General features: G+C 73.4%; 19 protein-coding genes. 10 read left to right on the forward strand and 9 right to left on the reverse strand.

Annotated features, from left to right (window positions below; translation table 11 throughout):
• The first annotated feature begins 19 nt into the window (after positions 1–19).
• Positions 20–952 (forward strand): CHAD domain-containing protein, encoded by a 933-nt coding sequence (locus ACH54P_RS24280; protein ID WP_489905676.1) that lies wholly within the window; start codon positions 20–22, stop codon positions 950–952.
• A gap of 51 nt (positions 953–1,003) precedes the next feature.
• On the opposite strand, the gene ACH54P_RS24285 is transcribed toward ACH54P_RS24280, so the two are convergent.
• Positions 1,004–2,410, reverse strand: coding sequence for an FAD-dependent monooxygenase (locus ACH54P_RS24285; RefSeq protein WP_489905677.1), 1,407 nt, complete (start codon positions 2,408–2,410; stop codon positions 1,004–1,006).
• A gap of 81 nt (positions 2,411–2,491) precedes the next feature.
• On the opposite strand from ACH54P_RS24285, the gene ACH54P_RS24290 reads away from it, so the two are divergent.
• The gene (locus tag ACH54P_RS24290; RefSeq protein ID WP_489905678.1) at positions 2,492–3,112 is read left to right on the forward strand and encodes a TetR/AcrR family transcriptional regulator; all 621 of its coding nucleotides are present in this window, start codon (positions 2,492–2,494) and stop codon (positions 3,110–3,112) included.
• On the opposite strand, the gene dapC is transcribed toward ACH54P_RS24290, so the two are convergent.
• The 3 genes from dapC to ACH54P_RS24305 form a co-directional block, all read right to left on the reverse strand.
• Positions 3,106–4,197, reverse strand: coding sequence for a succinyldiaminopimelate transaminase (gene dapC, locus ACH54P_RS24295; RefSeq protein WP_489905679.1), 1,092 nt, complete (start codon positions 4,195–4,197; stop codon positions 3,106–3,108). The two genes, ACH54P_RS24290 and dapC, sit on opposite strands and share 7 nt — an antisense overlap.
• Positions 4,194–4,514, reverse strand: a complete 321-nt coding sequence (gene fdxA / locus ACH54P_RS24300; RefSeq protein WP_072474489.1) for a ferredoxin — start codon at positions 4,512–4,514, stop codon at positions 4,194–4,196. Before fdxA ends, dapC begins: the two co-directional genes overlap by 4 nt.
• Before the next feature lie 109 nt (positions 4,515–4,623).
• Complete coding sequence (locus tag ACH54P_RS24305; RefSeq protein WP_489905680.1) at positions 4,624–4,797, reverse strand: hypothetical protein; 174 nt, start codon at positions 4,795–4,797, stop codon at positions 4,624–4,626.
• 58 nt (positions 4,798–4,855) lie between these two features.
• Between ACH54P_RS24305 and ACH54P_RS24310 the strand changes: the two genes are divergently transcribed.
• From ACH54P_RS24310 to ACH54P_RS24340, 7 genes are read left to right on the forward strand one after another with little or no spacing between them, the layout of a single operon-like run.
• Positions 4,856–5,608, forward strand: coding sequence for a GNAT family N-acetyltransferase (locus ACH54P_RS24310; protein WP_489905681.1), 753 nt, complete (start codon positions 4,856–4,858; stop codon positions 5,606–5,608).
• Positions 5,605–6,594, forward strand: coding sequence for a 2-phospho-L-lactate transferase (gene cofD, locus ACH54P_RS24315; protein ID WP_489905682.1), 990 nt, complete (start codon positions 5,605–5,607; stop codon positions 6,592–6,594). The genes ACH54P_RS24310 and cofD overlap by 4 nt, the downstream gene beginning before the upstream one ends.
• The gene (locus ACH54P_RS24320; protein ID WP_489905683.1) at positions 6,530–7,924 is read left to right on the forward strand and encodes a coenzyme F420-0:L-glutamate ligase; all 1,395 of its coding nucleotides are present in this window, start codon (positions 6,530–6,532) and stop codon (positions 7,922–7,924) included. Before cofD ends, ACH54P_RS24320 begins: the two co-directional genes overlap by 65 nt.
• The gene (locus ACH54P_RS24325) at positions 7,921–8,466 is read left to right on the forward strand and encodes an NUDIX hydrolase (RefSeq protein ID WP_489905684.1); all 546 of its coding nucleotides are present in this window, start codon (positions 7,921–7,923) and stop codon (positions 8,464–8,466) included. The genes ACH54P_RS24320 and ACH54P_RS24325 overlap by 4 nt, the downstream gene beginning before the upstream one ends.
• A 27-nt stretch (positions 8,467–8,493) precedes the next feature.
• Entirely contained in the window at positions 8,494–8,979 is a 486-nt protein-coding gene (locus ACH54P_RS24330; protein WP_489905685.1) for a hypothetical protein, read from the forward strand.
• Positions 8,976–9,341, forward strand: coding sequence for a GntR family transcriptional regulator (locus ACH54P_RS24335; protein ID WP_489905686.1), 366 nt, complete (start codon positions 8,976–8,978; stop codon positions 9,339–9,341). The genes ACH54P_RS24330 and ACH54P_RS24335 overlap by 4 nt, the downstream gene beginning before the upstream one ends.
• Positions 9,341–9,667: a hypothetical protein gene (locus ACH54P_RS24340; RefSeq protein WP_489905687.1), complete on the forward strand. Its 327-nt coding sequence runs from the start codon at positions 9,341–9,343 to the stop codon at positions 9,665–9,667. Before ACH54P_RS24335 ends, ACH54P_RS24340 begins: the two co-directional genes overlap by 1 nt.
• Before the next feature lie 9 nt (positions 9,668–9,676).
• On the opposite strand, the gene ACH54P_RS24345 is transcribed toward ACH54P_RS24340, so the two are convergent.
• Positions 9,677–10,573 carry a DNA-3-methyladenine glycosylase family protein gene (locus tag ACH54P_RS24345; protein WP_489905689.1) on the reverse strand — a complete coding sequence of 299 codons (897 nt, stop codon included), beginning with the start codon at positions 10,571–10,573 and terminating at the stop codon, positions 9,677–9,679.
• A 3-nt stretch (positions 10,574–10,576) separates the two neighbouring features.
• On the reverse strand, positions 10,577–11,665 hold the full coding sequence (gene manB / locus ACH54P_RS24350; protein ID WP_489905690.1) for a mannose-1-phosphate guanylyltransferase: 1,089 nt from the start codon (positions 11,663–11,665) through the stop codon (positions 10,577–10,579).
• Between the two features lie 141 nt (positions 11,666–11,806).
• Between manB and ACH54P_RS24355 the strand changes: the two genes are divergently transcribed.
• Complete coding sequence (locus tag ACH54P_RS24355; protein ID WP_489905691.1) at positions 11,807–12,271, forward strand: hypothetical protein; 465 nt, start codon at positions 11,807–11,809, stop codon at positions 12,269–12,271.
• Here the strand turns inward: ACH54P_RS24355 and ACH54P_RS24360 are convergent.
• From ACH54P_RS24360 to ACH54P_RS24370, 3 genes are all read right to left on the reverse strand, one after another.
• Positions 12,268–13,128, reverse strand: coding sequence for a glycosyltransferase family 2 protein (locus tag ACH54P_RS24360; protein ID WP_489905692.1), 861 nt, complete (start codon positions 13,126–13,128; stop codon positions 12,268–12,270). The two genes, ACH54P_RS24355 and ACH54P_RS24360, sit on opposite strands and share 4 nt — an antisense overlap.
• A gap of 67 nt (positions 13,129–13,195) precedes the next feature.
• A complete protein-coding gene (locus ACH54P_RS24365; protein WP_489905693.1) occupies positions 13,196–14,344 on the reverse strand; it encodes a glycosyltransferase family 4 protein in 1,149 nt (382 codons plus the stop codon).
• Between the two features lie 28 nt (positions 14,345–14,372).
• Positions 14,373–15,473: a glycosyltransferase family 4 protein gene (locus ACH54P_RS24370; RefSeq protein WP_489905694.1), complete on the reverse strand. Its 1,101-nt coding sequence runs from the start codon at positions 15,471–15,473 to the stop codon at positions 14,373–14,375.

A 15,473-nucleotide genomic window follows, 5' to 3' on the forward strand; every position in this document is an offset into this window, starting at 1 on the left:
TTCACCTACCATCCATGAGGTGACCGCCGAATCGTTGCCGCGTACCCCGGCCGAGCTGGGCCTGCCGGACTCGCCCGTCGAGGCGGGCCCGGCCGATCCGGCGGTCCACCACGTGCGGGCCAAGCTCGACCGGGAGATCCGGGCGCTGCTCGCGCACGAACCCGGCACCCGCTCCGGCGCCGACCCCGAGGACCTGCACCAGATGCGCGTCGCCCTGCGGCGGATGCGCAGCGTGCTCAAGCTGTCCGGCACGCTGGTCGGGGACGGCGCCGAGCCGGTGCGCGCGGAGCTGGGCTGGCTCGGCCAGTCGCTCGGCGAGGTGCGCGACCACGACGTCCTCATCGGGCACCTGCGCGAGGTCATCGCCGACTTCGAGGTCCGCGACCAGGCCGCCGGGCGCCGCCTGGTGTCGCTGTTCGTCACCGAGCGCGCGGCGGCGAAGCGGCGGCTGACCCGGGCGCTGTCCAGCGCCCGGTACTCGACGCTGCTGCGCGAGGTCAGCCTGCTGACCCAGGAGCCGGCTTCGCCGGCCGAGGCTCGGCCGCACGACCTGATCGCCGGGCTCGCGAAGCCGCACCGCAAGCTCGCCAAAGCCGTGCGCGCCCTGCCCGCCGACCCGCCGGACGACAACCTGCACGCCCTGCGCATCCACGGCAAGAAGCTGCGCTACGCCGCCGAGCTGGCCCAGACGTCGGCGAAGAAGAAGCAGGCCGCGCGGATCAAGAAGCTGCTCAAGGCCACGAAGGACTTCCAGACCGTGCTGGGCGACCACCAGGACGCGGTGCTCGCCGCCGAGCGGATGCGCACGGTGCTGGCGTCCGCCGACGGCGCCGTCGGGTTCGTCGCCGGCCGGATCGCCGAGCGCGAGCTGGCCCGCCGCACCGAGGCCCGCGCGGCCTGGCGCGGCTCCTGGGAAGCGGTCGACGCCGCCGCGAAGGCCCTGCACGCCTGACCGCTCCCCCACCCCGCGCGAAGCCGAACGGCACCTGCGACGGCTCGACGGTCAGGACATCGACCAGATGTGGTTGTCCGGGCGGACCAGCACCGTGCGGCCACCCTCGGCCTCGTAAGCCGCGTACGCGTGGCCGCCGTCGTCGACGAGGTCCGTCCCCGTCGCGACGCTCCCCGCCGGGAGGATCCGGTAGCCCGACGTCGGACCGTCGCCGAAGACCAGCTCCGTCGCGTGCGGGCCGCGGAACAGCTCGAACAGCCGGACGCGCTTGCCGTTGGCGTCGGTCAGGGGCGCGTCCGGGGCCCGGTCGCCCGGCTGCAGCGAGCCGGTCCCCGCCGGCGACAGCGGGCCGCCGCGGTAGGTGATGTCGAGCTGCTGGGTGTCCTCGCCGCGGTGGTGGGCGTCCTCGTCCCCGTCGACGTACTTCTGCATGATCCCGGCCGTGATCCCGAGCACCCGCGCGGCGACGGTCCGCCGTTCGACCTCGTAGCTGTCGAGCAGCTCCGGTGAGCCGTCCGCGAGCTTCCAGCCGAGGTTGTAGCCGTCCTGGACGCCCGTGTTCAGGCCCTGGCCACCGGTCGGCGGGTGGACGTGCGCCGCGTCGCCGGCCAGGAAGACGCGGCCGTCGCGGAACCGCGCCGCCAGGCGGATGTTCGGCCGCCACACCGTCGACCAGGCCAGGTCGGACAGCCGGACGGTGCCCCCGCTCAGCGCGTCGAGCCGGGCCTGCACGGCGGGCAGCGCGGTCTCGGCGTCCGCTTCGCCCTCGGCGAGCGACGCACCGAACTGGAAGTGCGGAGTGCCCGGCAGCGGGCTGAACATCATGCCGCTCATCGGGTCCTCCGGCGCCGCGAACCAGTGCCCGTACGCGCGGTCGAGGCCCTCGGCGCGGACGTCGCCGAGCAGCATCCGGATCGACTCGTCGGTCGTGCCCTCGAACGGGATCCCCAGCGCCTTGCGCACGAAGCTCTTGCCGCCGTCGGCGCCGACCAGGTAGGCCGCGCGGACCGTCTCCCCCGTGCTCAACGTCGCCGTCACACCCTCGGCGTCCTGCTCGAAGCCGGTGAGGGCGGTCGCCAGCTCGACGCGTACGCCGAACTCGGCCAGCCGGTCGCGCAGGATGCCCTCGGTCTGCGACTGGCCGAGGAACCAGCCGGTCGGATACGGCTTCGACGGCGTCGGCTCGACCGGGTCGAACATCATCCGCTCGCCGACCACCTCACCACCGAGGTGGATCTTCATCGGCACCGGCGCCATCCCCGCCGCCAGCACCGCGTCGAGCACTCCGAGGTCCTCGAAGACCTCCAGCGTGCGCGGCTGCATGCCGTCGCCGCGTGAGCCCACGAAGAACGTCTCCGCCTTGTCGATGATCCGTACGGCGACTTCGCGCCGCGCCAGCTCGATGGCCAGCGTCAGCCCGGTCGGTCCCGCCCCCGCGATCAGCACCCGTGTGTCCATGTCACCCTCCCGGTGAATTGCTATTCAGTGAATCTGGATTCAGAATGGCGCTGCTAGCTTCTCCTGTCAAGGGAGGTGCCGATGACGGCGACGAGCCGCAAGGAGAAGGCCGCCGAGACCGAGGCCGCGCTGAAGGCGGCGGCCCGGCGCGTCTTCGCGCGGAAGGGCTACCTGAACACGAAGATCACGGACATCACCGCCGAGGCGGGCCGGGCCGCGGGGTCGTTCTACAACCACTTCGCGGGCAAGGAGGAGCTGCTCGAGGCGCTCCTGGGCGACATCGCGGCGTCAGGCGACGAAAGCGCGCTGAGCGAGGGCCACCTGTCCGACTTCAGCGACCCGGCGGCAGTGCGCTGGCACGTGGCCCAGTACTGGGACTTCTACAAGGAGCACGCGTCGACGATGCAGGCGCTGCGCCAGGCGGCGATGGTGAACGACGCGTTCGCCCGCACGATGGCGAACTTCGGCGCGACGCAGGCCGCGGACCTCAACGGCCACCTGGCCCAGGTCACCGCGGCCGGCCTGCGGCTGCCGGCGAGCACGGAGCTGTCGATCGCGATGATGTACCAGCTGGTCGACAGCTTCGCGCAGATGTGGCTGCTCGACCCGGTGCCGCCGGGGTGGACGCCCCCGACCGACGAAGAGGCGATCGAGGCGCTCACCCGGTTCGTCTACCGGGGCTTCACGGGCCGCGACTACTGAGTGAGCCGCTCCACGGCGGCGTCGACACGCTCGTCCGTCGCGGTCAGCGCGACCCGGACGTGCTTGCCACCCTTCGGGCCGTAGAACGTGCCCGGCGCGACCAGGATCCCCCGCTCGGCGAGCCAGGAGAGCGTGGTCTGGGCGTCCTCGTCCCGCGTCGCCCACAGGTACAGCCCCGCCTCGGAATGATCGATGCGGAACCCGTTGTCCTGCAGGGCCTTCCGCAGCGCCAGCCGCCGGCGGGCGTAGCGCTCGCGCTGAACCTCCAGGGCCGAGTCGTCGTTCAGAGCGGCGATCATCGCCTCCTGGACCGGGCGCGGCACGATCATGCCCGCGTGCTTGCGGACCTCCAGCAGCTGCTTGACCAGCTGAGGGTCACCGGTCAGGAACCCGGCGCGGTAGCTCGCCAGGTTCGCCGACTTCGACAGGGAGTGGACCGCGATCAGGCCGTCCATCCGGCCGTCGCAGACGTCCGGGTGGAGCACCGAGAGCGGGTCGGTTTCCCAGCCGAGGGCCAGGTAGCACTCGTCGGACACCACGACGACGTCGCGCTCGCGGGCCCACTCGACCACCTTGCGCAGGTGCTCGACCGGCAGCACCTTGCCCGTCGGGTTGGACGGCGAGTTCAGCCAGATCATCGCCGGCCGCTGCGGTCCCAGCGCGGTCAGGCCGTCGGCGCGCAGGATCGACGCGCCCGCCAGCAGCGCCCCGACCTCGTACGTCGGGTACGCCAGTTCCGGGATGACGACGACGTCGCCGGGGCCGAAGCCGAGCAGCCGCGGCAGCCAGGCCACGGCTTCCTTGGACCCGATCGTCGGGAGCACGGCGTCCGGCTCGATGCCGTCGACGCCGTGCCGCCGCGAAAGCGCCGCGCGCGCGGCTTCCCGCAGCGCGGGGACGCCGTGCGTGGTCGGGTACCCGGGGATCTCCGACACCGACGCGAGCGCATCGCGGATGCCGGCCGGGACCGGGTCGACCGGCGTGCCGATGGAGAGGTCGACCGCCCCGCCGGGATGCGCCTGCGCCGTGGCCTTGACCTCGGCGAGCGAATCCCAGGGGAAGTCGGGCAGCGCGACGCGGCTCATTCGCCCTGCGGGGGCAGCGCCTTGATGAAGGCCGGGTCGTTGGCCGTCTTGCCCACCTTCGACGCGCCGCCGGGCGAGCCCAGCTCGTCGAAGAAGTCGACGTTGGCCTTGGTGTAGTCCGACCAGTTGTCCGGGACGTCGTCCTCGTAGTAGATCGCCTCGACCGGGCAGACCGGCTCGCAGGCGCCGCAGTCGACGCACTCGTCGGGGTGGATGTACAGCATCCGCTCGCCCTCGTAGATGCAGTCCACGGGGCACTCGTCGATACACGCCTTGTCGAGCACGTCGACGCAGGGCTCGGCGATCACGTAGGTCACTGCGCACTCCTGCTTTTCTCTGCAAACAGCCAGTCGGTGCCGACATTACGCGGCATCGGCACCCGTTCGGTCGGTGAGGCAAGCCTTAGCCATACCCGGGGTATGGCGGTCACCTCTCCCGGCGGCGCGGGGGCGGGGTGGCCCGGGCGTCGCCGGTGATGACGAAGCGGGGCTTGGGTGCTTCGTCCTCGGACTCCTTCTCCCCCACGGCGCGGTTGAACCCCTCGGAGATCTCGTCGACGAGCTTCTCGTTGTGCCGCTCGTCCTTGCGCTGGATGCCCACGGCCACCTCCTGAAGAAATCCGCTCCGTGCCGTCAACGGCCTCGGTCACAATCTAGCTGTGAACGCACCCGAGGCGCTCGAAATCGTCTGCAGCAGAGCATGGCCTCCCCTGGTCGAGGAGTCCTTGAGGGACTGGCGACTGCGCTGGGCAGGGGGCTTCACCGGCCGCGCGAACAGCGTGCTCGCCGTCGGCGACGCCGGCCGCCCGGTGCCGGACGCCCTGCGCGCGGTGTGTGACTTCGCCCACGGCCGGGGCATCCCGCCGATGGCGCAGGTGCTCCGGGACAGCGCGAACGAGCGCGCGATCGCCGCCGAAGGCTGGGTCGAGGCGAAGCGCCACCACCGCGGGCACGAGGTCGTCGTGCTCACGGCGACGCCGGTCACCGCGCCCGCCACCCCCGGCGTCGTGGTGCACGACGAGCCGACGCCCGGCTGGTGGGAGCTCACCCTCGGCCCGGGCGAGGACACCCCGGCCGCACGGCGCGTCCTGACCGGTGGGAAGGTCGGCTACGGCGTCGCGACGCTGGACGGCGTCACCGCCGGCGTCGTCCGCGGCGCCTTGGTCGACGGCTGGCTGCACGCCGGCCGCCTCGAGGTCGCCCCGGCCTTCCGCCGCCGGGGACTGGCGTCGATGCTGATGGGCGCCCTGCACACGTGGGGTGCGGAACACGGGGCGGGCCGCGCGGTGTTGCAGGTCGCGGAGGGGAATTCGGGCGCGCTCGCGCTCTACGCGGGGCTCGGCTACACCCCGCACCACAGATACCGGTACTGGGTGCCCGCACCCGGCTCGTGCGAGGATTCGACGTCGTGAAGATCGTGGTAGTGGTCGGTGGAGTGGGCGGGGCCCGCTTCCTGCTGGGTGTCAAGGCGGCTCTGGGCATGTCCGCCGAGGGGAGTTCCGAGTCGGAGCACGAGGTGACGGCGCTGGTCAACACCGGCGACGACGTCTGGATGCACGGCCTCCGGATCTGCCCTGACCTGGACACCTGCATGTACACCCTGGGTGGCGGGATCGACAAGGAACGCGGCTGGGGGCACTCGGGCGAGACCTGGGTCGTCAAGGAGGAGCTGGCCGCCTACGGCGCCGAGCCGACGTGGTTCGGCCTCGGCGACAAGGACATCGCCACCCACCTGATCCGGTCCCGGATGCTGCGCGCGGGCTACCCGCTGTCGGCGGTGACCGAGGCCCTGTGCGACCGCTGGCAGCCCGGCGTCCGGCTGCTGCCGATGTCCGACGACCGCGTCGAGACCCACGTCGTGATCGACAACCCGGAGCAGGACGGCCAGCAGAAGGCCGTCCACTTCCAGGAGTGGTGGGTGCGCTACCGCGCCGAGCCGAAGGCGCACTCGATCGTCGCGGTCGGCGCCGACGAGGCCAAGCCCGCGCCGGGCGTGCTGGAAGCCGTCAAGGACGCCGACGCGGTGCTGTTCGCGCCGTCGAACCCGGTGGTCTCGGTGGGCACCGTGCTGGGCGTGCCGGGGGTGCGGGACGCGCTGCGCAAGACGTCCGCGGGCGTCGTCGGCGTGTCGCCGATCATCGGTGGCAAGGCCCTGCGCGGCATGGCCGACGCGTGCCTGACCGCGATCGGCGTCGAGACGTCGGCGGAGGCGGTGGGCCGGCACTACGGCTCGCGCAAGGACGGCGGCGTGCTCGACGGCTGGCTGATCGCCGAGGGCGAGACGGCGGACGTGCCGGGCGTGACCGTCCGCGACGTCCCGCTGCTGATGTCCGATGTGGACGCGACCGCGGCGATGGCCCGCGCCGCCCTCGAACTCGCTGGAGCCCCCGTTGAGTGACCACGCCTCCCCCAAGCTGGAGATCCTGCCCGTCACCGGGCTGCCGGAGTTCCGCCCGGGCGACAACCTGACCGGCGCGATCGTCTCGGCCGCGCCGTGGCTGCGCTCCGGCGACGTCGTCGTCGTGACCAGCAAGATCGTCTCGAAGGCCGAGGGCAGGCTCGTCCGCGTGCCGCCGGACCCCGAAGCCCGCGACGCCGAACGCCGGAAGCTCGTCGAGCAGGAGGCCGTGCGGGTCGTCGCGCGGATCGCGCGCACGGTGATCACCCAGAACCCCCTGGGCATCGTGCAGGCCGCGTCCGGGATCGACGCGTCCAACGTGGCCGGCGACGAGGTCGCGCTGCTGCCCGCCGACCCGGACGCGTCGGCGCTGGCCCTGCGCAACGGCCTGCGGGAACGCCTCGGCGTCGAGGTCGCCGTCGTCGTCACCGACACCATGGGCCGCGCCTGGCGGGTCGGGCAGACCGACGCCGCGATCGGCGCGTCCGGGCTGCGCGTGCTGCACGCCTACCGCGGGCAGGTCGACGGGCAGGGCAACGAGCTGGCCGTCACCGAGGTCGCGGTCGCCGACGAGCTCGCCGCGGCCGCCGACCTGGTCAAGGGCAAGCTGGGCGGGACGCCGGTCGCGGTCGTCCGCGGGCTCTTCCTGGAGGACGACGGCTCGACCGCACGGGATCTGATCCGCCCGCTGGAGGAGGACCTCTTCCGGCTGGGCACGAACGAAGCCATCGTCCAGGGCCGGCGGGAAGCCGTCCCGGCCCGGCGTTCGGTGCGGCAGTTCGCCGACGAGCCGGTCGACCCCGACGCGATGCGGCGGGCCGTCGGTGCCGCGCTGACCGCGCCCGCGCCGCACCACACGCACCCCGTGCGGTTCGTCTGGCTGCGCGACTCCGGGCTGCGGCGGAAGCTGCTGGACGCGATGCGCGAGTCGTGGCGGGCCGACCTCGAGGGCGACGAGTTCACGCCGGAGCAGATCGCGAAGCGGCTCAGCCGCGGCGACATCCTGTACCGGGCTCCGGAAGTCGTCATCCCGTTCCTGGTGCCGGACGGCGCGCACACCTACCGCGACGACCGCCGCAACGACTGCGAGAAGACGATGTTCACCGTCGCCGGCGGCGCCGCGGTGCAGGGCCTGCTCGTCGCCTTGGCGGCCGAGGGACTGGGGTCGTGCTGGATCGGCTCGACGATCTTCTCCGCGGACGTCGTCCGGGACGTCCTCGGCTTCGACGAACGCTGGCAGCCGCTCGGCTCGGTCGCGATCGGCGTCCCGCTGGCCGCGCCGGGGCCGCGCGGCCCGGTCACCCCCGGCGAGGGGCTGTTGGAGCTGTGAGCCTGCACGCGGACGCCGTCGCGACGCTCGGTGCGTGGCGGCCATCGGTGTCGTCCCAGGAGTCGCTGCGCCAGGCGTTCCTCGGGTTCCTCGCGGCGCGGGAGGACAGCTGCCAGCGGTCCTGCGAAGCAGGGCACCTCACGGCGTCGGCCGTGGTTCTGGACCACACCGGGACGCAGGTGCTGCTGACCCTGCACCCGCGCGTCGGCCGGTGGCTGCAGCTGGGCGGGCACTGCGAGCCCGCGGATGCTTCGCTGGCCGGTGCGGCGCTGCGGGAGGCCACCGAGGAGTCCGGCATGGCCGGGCTGCGGATCGCCCCGGAGCCGGTGCACCTCGACGTCCACCCGATCACGTGCTCGCTGGGCGTGCCGACGCGGCACTTCGACGTCCGGTTCGCGGTGCACGCGCCGGCGGGTGCTTCGCCGGTGCGCAGCGAGGAGTCCGACGACCTGCGGTGGTGGCCGGTGGACGCCCTCCCGGCCGGCTCCGAAGATCTCGCCGATCTGGTGAAAGCGGCGATTCCTGTCGGTGCCGGGCACTAACCTGGGGTGTGGACAGGGAGGGACCACATGGCTACGCAGTTTCCGCAACGCGTGCACTACCACTCCGGAGGGGGTGGTGGCGACGGGGTGTTCGGCTACATCGTCCTCGGGCTGATCGTGCTCGCGATCATCGTGTTCGTGGTCGTGGTGGCGGTGCGGGTGTCGAAGATGCGGCGCGAAGAGGCGATGAAGAACAGCGGTCAGTCGCCGAACTTCCCGCCGCAGCAGGGTTTTTCCGGTTTTCCGGCCGCGCAGCCGGGTGGCTCGGGCGCGCCTTATCCGCCGCAGCCGGGGTTCGCGCCGCAGCAGCACGGGTTCCCGCAGCAGCCGGGGTACCCGCCGTCGCAACCGATGGCGTCGCAGCCCGGATATCCGCCTTCGCAGCCCGGATATCCGCCTTCGCAGCCTGGGTATCCGCCGTCGCAGCCGGTGCCGCAGCAGCAGTACGCGCCGCAGGGGCCGTACCCGCAGCAGCCGCAGCCCGGCCCGGGAGCGGGTCCGCAGAGCTGGTGATCGTCCCCTTCGACAGCGACTCGCCGGTGCCGCCGTACGAGCAGGTCCGCGCCGGCCTCGCGGCGCGCATCACCGACCGGACGCTGGCGGTGGGCACGAAGCTGCCCACCGTCCGGCAGCTCGCGGCCGACCTCGGCATCGCCCCGAACACGGTCGCCCGCGCCTACCGCGAGCTCGAAGAAGCGGGCCTGATCGAAACACGCGGCCGGGCGGGCAGTTTCGTCGGCGCATCGGGCGACCAGAGCCGCAGCCGCGCCCAGCAGGCCGCGGCCGAGTACGCGGCCCTCACCCGCAAGCTCGGCCTCGACGACGCCGAAGCGCTGGCGATCGTCCGCGCCGCGCTCGACGAGAGGACCAGCTGATGGTGAGCGTGCTCATGCTGCTGATCATCCTGGTGGTCCTCGGCGGAATCGCCGGGGTCGTGCTGCTCATCGTCAAGACGAGCAAGCCGAAGCCACCGGTGTACCCGCTGTACCAGGGCTACCCCCAGCCCGGCTACCCGCAGCAGGGATTTCCCGGATACCCGCCGCAGCAAGGGTTTCCGGGCCAGCAGCCGGGTTACCCGCCGCAGCAGGGCTATCCGGGTCAGCCGGGCTACCCCGGCCAGCCGGGCTACCCCGGCCAGCAGCCGCCGTTCCCACCGGACCCCGGCCAGCAGCCGCCGTTCCCGCCTCCGCCCCAGCAGTAGCCAGACCCCTCACATGGCGCGGTATTCGCGCAGCTCGATCCGCGGCCCGAACCGGGGCCGCCGGTACCCCGCCGTCTCCAGGTACCGCACTGCCCGCTGCCTCTGCGGGGCGTACGGGGCCAGCACCTCCGCCATCCCCGCGTCGTCGAGTTTCGTGCCCAGCAGCGCGTTCCCGACCATCGACGGGATGTTGTAGTCGCCGAAGCTGACCGCGTCCGGGTCGCCCCAGGCGCGCTGGGCGATCTCCGCCGCCGTCCACACGCCGATGCCCGGCACGTGGCGCAGCAGGTGACGGCCCTCGATGCCGCCCAGCTCGACCGCCCGCTCCAGGTGGCCGGCGACGCGGGCCGCGTTGAGCAGGGCCGTCCGGCGCTTGATGTCCACGCCCGCGCGGTGCCAGTGCCAGTCCGGCAGCGAGCGCAGCGCCACCGGCGTCGGCGGCACGCGCAGCCGCTCCGGCGCCGGGCCCGGCGGGCGCGAACCGAACCGGCGGCACAGCTCGGCCCACGACCGGATCGCCTCCTTGCCGGTCACCTTCTGCTCCAGCACCGCGAGCACCAGCCAGTCCCACACGACGCCCGTCGCGCCGAGCCGCAGCCCGGGGTTCTCCCGCCGGGCCCGCGCGACGACGTCGTGGTGCGCGACGAACCCGGAGTCGTCGTCGTTCGCCCCCAGCAGCGCCGGGACGCCGCTGAGCAGCCGGTCCTTGCCCGCACCCCAGGCCGCGGCCTCGATGCGGCCGTCGGTGAGCTTGCGCAGCGCCAGCGTGCCGGGGCCGTCCGGGGTGTTCGACGCGAGCCACGTGATGCCGCGCTCGTCGTCGAGGATGTTGAGCGACCCGCGGCCGCGCTTCAGCGGACCCAGGACCCGGCCCAGGTCGACCTCGAACGCGGGACGCCAGAACATCGGCTACGCGTCGCTCGAGAAGCGGACGGAACCGTCCGGCAGTACGACGTCCGGCCAGACGCGGGCGCCGTCGAGCAGCTCGCAGCCGGCCCCGACGGACACGCCGTCGCCGAGGACCACGCCGCGCAGCACCGCCCCGGCGCCGACGCGGGCGCCGTGCCCGAGCACCGAGCGCTCGACCACCGCGCCCTCGGAGACCGCCGCGCCGTCGAAGAGCACCGAGCCGTCGATCTTCGCGCCCGAGCCGACCACGGCCGCGACGCCGATCGTCGAACCGCCGCACAGCTGGGCGTCCTCGGCCACGGACGCGCCGTCGAGCACCAGGAAGTCGCCGGGGCGGCCGGGCAGCGCCGACGTCGGCGCGACGCCGCGCACCAGGTCGGCCGAGCCGCGCACGAACGCTTCCGGCGTGCCGACGTCCAGCCAGTACGAACTGTCGACGAAGCCCTGGATGTGCGCGCCCTGCTCCAGCAGCTGCGGGAACGTCTCGCGCTCCACCGACACCCGGCGCCCGGTCGGGATGGCCCCGATCACCGGGCGGCGGAAGACGTAGCAGCCGGCGTTGATCTGGTCGGTCGGCGGGTCCGGCGTCTTCTCGAGGAACGCCTGCACGCGCCCGGTTTCGTCGGTCGGCACCGAGCCGAACCGGCTCGGGTCCGGCACGCGCTGCAGGTGGAGTGTGACGTCCGCCTCGGATTCGCGGTGCACCCGCAGCTGCTCGCCGAGGTCCGAGCCGGAGATGATGTCGCCGTTGAAGACGATCACGTGGTCGGCGCGCAGCTTGTCGTACACGTTGCGGATGGCGCCCGCGGTGTCGAGCGGCTCCTCCTCGACGACGTACTCGAGGTCCAGACCGATCGACTTGCCGTCGCCGAAGTACTCCTCGAACACCTCGGCCCGGTAGCTCGTACCCAGCACGACGTGCCGGATCCCGGCTTCCCGGATGCGGGAGAACAGGTGGCTCAAGTACGGCGTCCCGGCTGTCGGGAGCATCGGCTTCGGCGCCGACAGGGTGAGCGGCCGCAGCCGGGTGCCCTTGCCCCCGACCAGCACGACGGCGTCGACAGCGTCGCTTCGGACCTCGGACGTCACGGAAATCTCCTCTTGTATCACGCACCGCTGAGCGACAAGCCGCGGGAAACCCTGACGGAGGTCGCCCGGAGGGCCTACCCTAGACAGGAAACAGGCGGGCCTTTCCCCAGAGGGCCCCGGGTCAGTCGGGAGGCCGAGGGGATGGACCCCCGCGATCGGGCGGACGCCCTGCTCGCACGAGCCCAGGCGCGCGGTGTGTTCGTGGTGACACCCGACAGCGCGACGTCACCGATGGACTCCGCGAACACCCAGCAGATCCCGCGCGCGCAGATCGACGGGCTCGATCGCAGCCGCGATCCCGACACGACGACGCAGCTGCCGGCGTCGCTGATCGAGGAGAACGACCACCCGCTCGCCGGTTCGGCGCCGACGCGGCGGCTGGAGGTGCCGGGTGGCCGTCGTCCGCAGCAGACGACGCCGTTGAGCACCCCGACGCCGACGACACCGATGCCCACGCCGACGTCGACGCCGCTGGCCCGCCGGCCCCAGGCCGAGCCGATCACGAGCCCGCTGAAGGAGCCCGATCCGGAGGACACCGGCCTGGTGCCGACGGTGACGCAGAACAACGGCAAGTCCGACCTCTCGCGCCGGCTCGACGGGATCTAGCGGGTTTCCAGCTTCAGCCGGAGCGCGAGGCCGAGCTTCGCGGCGGCGAGCACCGGCTTCCAGGCGAGCCCCTGGTGGCGGTCGGCGAGGTAGCGGTAGGCGCTGTCGTGGTGCGCCTTCAGCATCTTCTTCGACGCCTGCGACGTCGAATGCCCACCGACGTGCATGACGCTCGACGAAGGCGCGTAGACGTTCAGCCAGCCCGCCTTGGCCAGCCGGTCGCCGAGGTCGACGTCCTCGAAGTACATGAAGTAGCGCGTGTCGAAGCCGCCGACGGAGTCGAACGCCTCCCGGCGGAACAGCTGGCACGAGCCGGACAGCCAGCCCGCGACGCGCTCGACCGGGGAGCCGGTCTCCTGCCGGTACTGCCTGGTCCACGGGTTGCCGGGCCAGACGCGCCCGAAGGCGGCGTGGCCGATGCCGCGCCCGAACGACGGCAGGAGCCGCGCCGAGGGGTAGACGGTGCCGTCGGCGTCGTGGATCAGCGGCCCGAACGCGCCCCCGCGCGGCCACCGCTTCGCGACCTCCAGCAGCGCGTCGAGCGAACCGGGCTCCCATTCGAGGTCCGGGTTGACGACGACGACCCAGCCGCAGGAGTCGTCCAGCTCGGCGACCCCCCGGTTGGCGGCGGTCCCGTAGCCGACGTTCTCACCGATGCTGAGCAGCTGCACGTTCTTCCGGGCGGCGGTGGCCTGCTCGAGGGCACCCTCGACGGACGCGTTGTCCGCGACGACCACCTTCACCTCGCGCTCGGTGGCCTTCTCGAGGGTGTCGAGGAACCGCTCGATGGTGTCCTCGGAGAAGTAGGTCACGGTCACGACGCCGACATCGTCGCCATAGCGGGAGTCCTCAGTCACCCGGCCATTGTCCACGCGTCACCGAGCGTGAATCGGGTGCCCCGGCCCAGGGGCACGTTCGGAGAAATCAGCGGGTGCGGAGGTGCCGTGACCAGGCTTTCGCGTACGCCTCCCGGTGCCGCTCCGCCGTCGTCGCCCAGGAAAACTCCTTCGCGCGCTGCTGGGCCGCCGTTGCCAGCTCCGCTCGCCGTCCGGCGTCTGCCAGCAGCTCGCCGATCGCTGCCGCGACGTCGCCCGCGCCCACGCCGCAGTACGCCACGGCGTCGCCGCCCACCTCCGGCAGGGACAGGCGGCGCGTCGTCAGCACGCACGCGCCGCACGCCATCGCCTCCAGGACCGGGAGCCCGAAGCCCTCGCCCAGCGACGGGTAGGCCACCAGCTCGGCGCCGCCCAGGAAGCCCGCCAGCGTCCCGAAGGGCAGGTAGCCCGCCCGGATCACGCGCAGCCGGTGCGGGACGGCGTCCAGCGCGCGCTCGACCTGCGTGTCCCAACCCGGCTGGCCCGCCAGCACGAGGGCCGGCGCGTCCCGGCGGCCGGCGACCGCGCGGGCGAAGCCGCGGATCAGCGCCGGCACGTTCTTGCGCGGCTCGAGCGCGCCGAGGAAAGCGACGTACGGGGTGCGGCCCAGCCCGACCGCCGCCCGCGCCGCGGCGACCTCCGCGGGGGACGGCGGGTGGAACCGCTCGGTGTCGACGCCGTGGTGGATGATCTCCAACTCCGCGTGCCGCACCGGGCCGACCCGGGCCAGCTCCGCGGCGGTCGCCGCCGACGGCACCACGCAGAGTGTCGCGCGGCGCAGGGCCGTCGCGGTCCAGGCGCGGAAGAAGCGGGCCTTCACCGACGAGTGCAGGACGGCGTCGGTGAAGAAGGTCGCGTCGTGCAGGGTGACCACCGAAGCGGCCGACGTCGCGAGCGGCATCGTGTAGTGCGGCGAGTGGACGACATCGGCGCCGAGGCGGCGCGCCAGCCGCGGCAGGGTCGCCTGTTCCCAGGTCAGCCGCGCGGTCCGGGTGGTCGTCGTGGGTGACGCGGGCACCACGCGCGAGTGCGGCGCCAGCCGATCGTAGAGCTGCAGGTCCCGCGGCTGGCAGACGACGGTGACCCGGGCCCCGTCGGCATCGAGGGCGGCGACGAGCGAATCGACGTACCGGCCGACCCCGCCGCGGTCCGCGGGAACCGCGGTCGCGTCGATCAGGACCCGGGGATCATCGCTCACCCCTGCAGGGTACGGCGGTGACCCCGCGTCATGGTGGGGAACTGGCAAACCCGCTACTCGCGACCCGCCGGTGAATCGCCCACACCGCCTCCGCGGCACGACGCCACGTGAACGCCTTCGCCCGCTCCCGCCCGGCACGCACCAACCCCGCCGCCACCGAGGCCGATCCCAGCACCTCCCGCAGTGCCGCCGCCAGCGCCACCGCGTCGCCGCGCGGCACCGTCAGCCCGGCTCCGGCCGCCACCTCCACCAGGGCCGGGACGTCCGTGTGCACCACCGGGATCCCGACCGCCATCGCCTCGAGCAGCCCCAGGCCGAAGCCCTCCGCGAGGCTCGGCACCGCCAGTACGCTCGCGTGGCGCAGCACCGTCGCCAGCTCGGCGTCCGACACCTTCCCCAGCACCCGCAGCCGGTCCGCGGGCAGGCCGCGCTCGGCCGCCAGCGCGACCGGGTCGACGCCGCCCCAGCCCGGCTGCCCGGCGATCACCAGCGCCGGGCCGTCCAGCGCCGCGACCGCGTCGACCAGCACGTCGATCCCCTTGCGCGGCTCGATCGTCCCGACCGCCAGCACGTACCGCGCGGGCAGCTCCAGCGGCGCGTCCCCGGTGGGCACCCGCACGCCGTGCGGCACCACGCGCACCGGGACGTCGACGTCGATCAGCACCGCCAGCTCGTCGGCGACCGCGCGCGTCGGCACGACCAGCCCGGACGCGCGGCGCGCGGCCCGCGCGATCATCGACCGGTGCCAGCTCACCCCGCGCGCGGTGAGCGTCTCCGGGTGCGTCCACGGCACGGTGTCGTGCACCGTCACGCTCAACGTCCGCCCGGCCGGCGCCCGCGGCGGCGCGAACGGCGTCGGCGCGTGCACCGCGTCGCCACCCGGCCACCAGCGCAGGCCCAGCTGCCACGCGGCGACCAGGGCCCGCGGCGGGATCCGCAGCACCCGGGGCCCTTCGACGCCCTCCAGCCGGGCCGCGGACACGTCGGCGTGCCGCGCGACGGCGCTGGACACCGTCCAGCCCGGCGGCGCGGTCTTCGCGAGCGCGGGCAGCAGCTCGGCCGTGTAGCGCCCGGTGCCACCGGGCACGGGCGCGAGGAGCTGCTCGGCGAGCACGACCAGTTCGGGCAC

The organism is Amycolatopsis sp. N2S4-7, assembly GCF_058119595.1.

What these genes read in the sequence shown, in the direction of transcription:
- ACH54P_RS24285 (WP_489905677.1), bottom strand. Translation starts at nt 2,410, where the DNA reads ATGGACACACGGGTGCTGATCGCGGGGGCGGGACCGACCGGGCTGACG.
- ACH54P_RS24290 (WP_489905678.1), top strand. Translation starts at nt 2,492, where the DNA reads ATGACGGCGACGAGCCGCAAGGAGAAGGCCGCCGAGACCGAGGCCGCG.
- dapC (WP_489905679.1), bottom strand. Translation starts at nt 4,197, where the DNA reads ATGAGCCGCGTCGCGCTGCCCGACTTCCCCTGGGATTCGCTCGCCGAG.
- ACH54P_RS24320 (WP_489905683.1), top strand. Translation starts at nt 6,530, where the DNA reads ATGTGGACGCGACCGCGGCGATGGCCCGCGCCGCCCTCGAACTCGCTG.
- ACH54P_RS24330 (WP_489905685.1), top strand. Translation starts at nt 8,494, where the DNA reads ATGGCTACGCAGTTTCCGCAACGCGTGCACTACCACTCCGGAGGGGGT.
- ACH54P_RS24340 (WP_489905687.1), top strand. Translation starts at nt 9,341, where the DNA reads ATGGTGAGCGTGCTCATGCTGCTGATCATCCTGGTGGTCCTCGGCGGA.
- ACH54P_RS24345 (WP_489905689.1), bottom strand. Translation starts at nt 10,573, where the DNA reads ATGTTCTGGCGTCCCGCGTTCGAGGTCGACCTGGGCCGGGTCCTGGGT.
- ACH54P_RS24355 (WP_489905691.1), top strand. Translation starts at nt 11,807, where the DNA reads ATGGACCCCCGCGATCGGGCGGACGCCCTGCTCGCACGAGCCCAGGCG.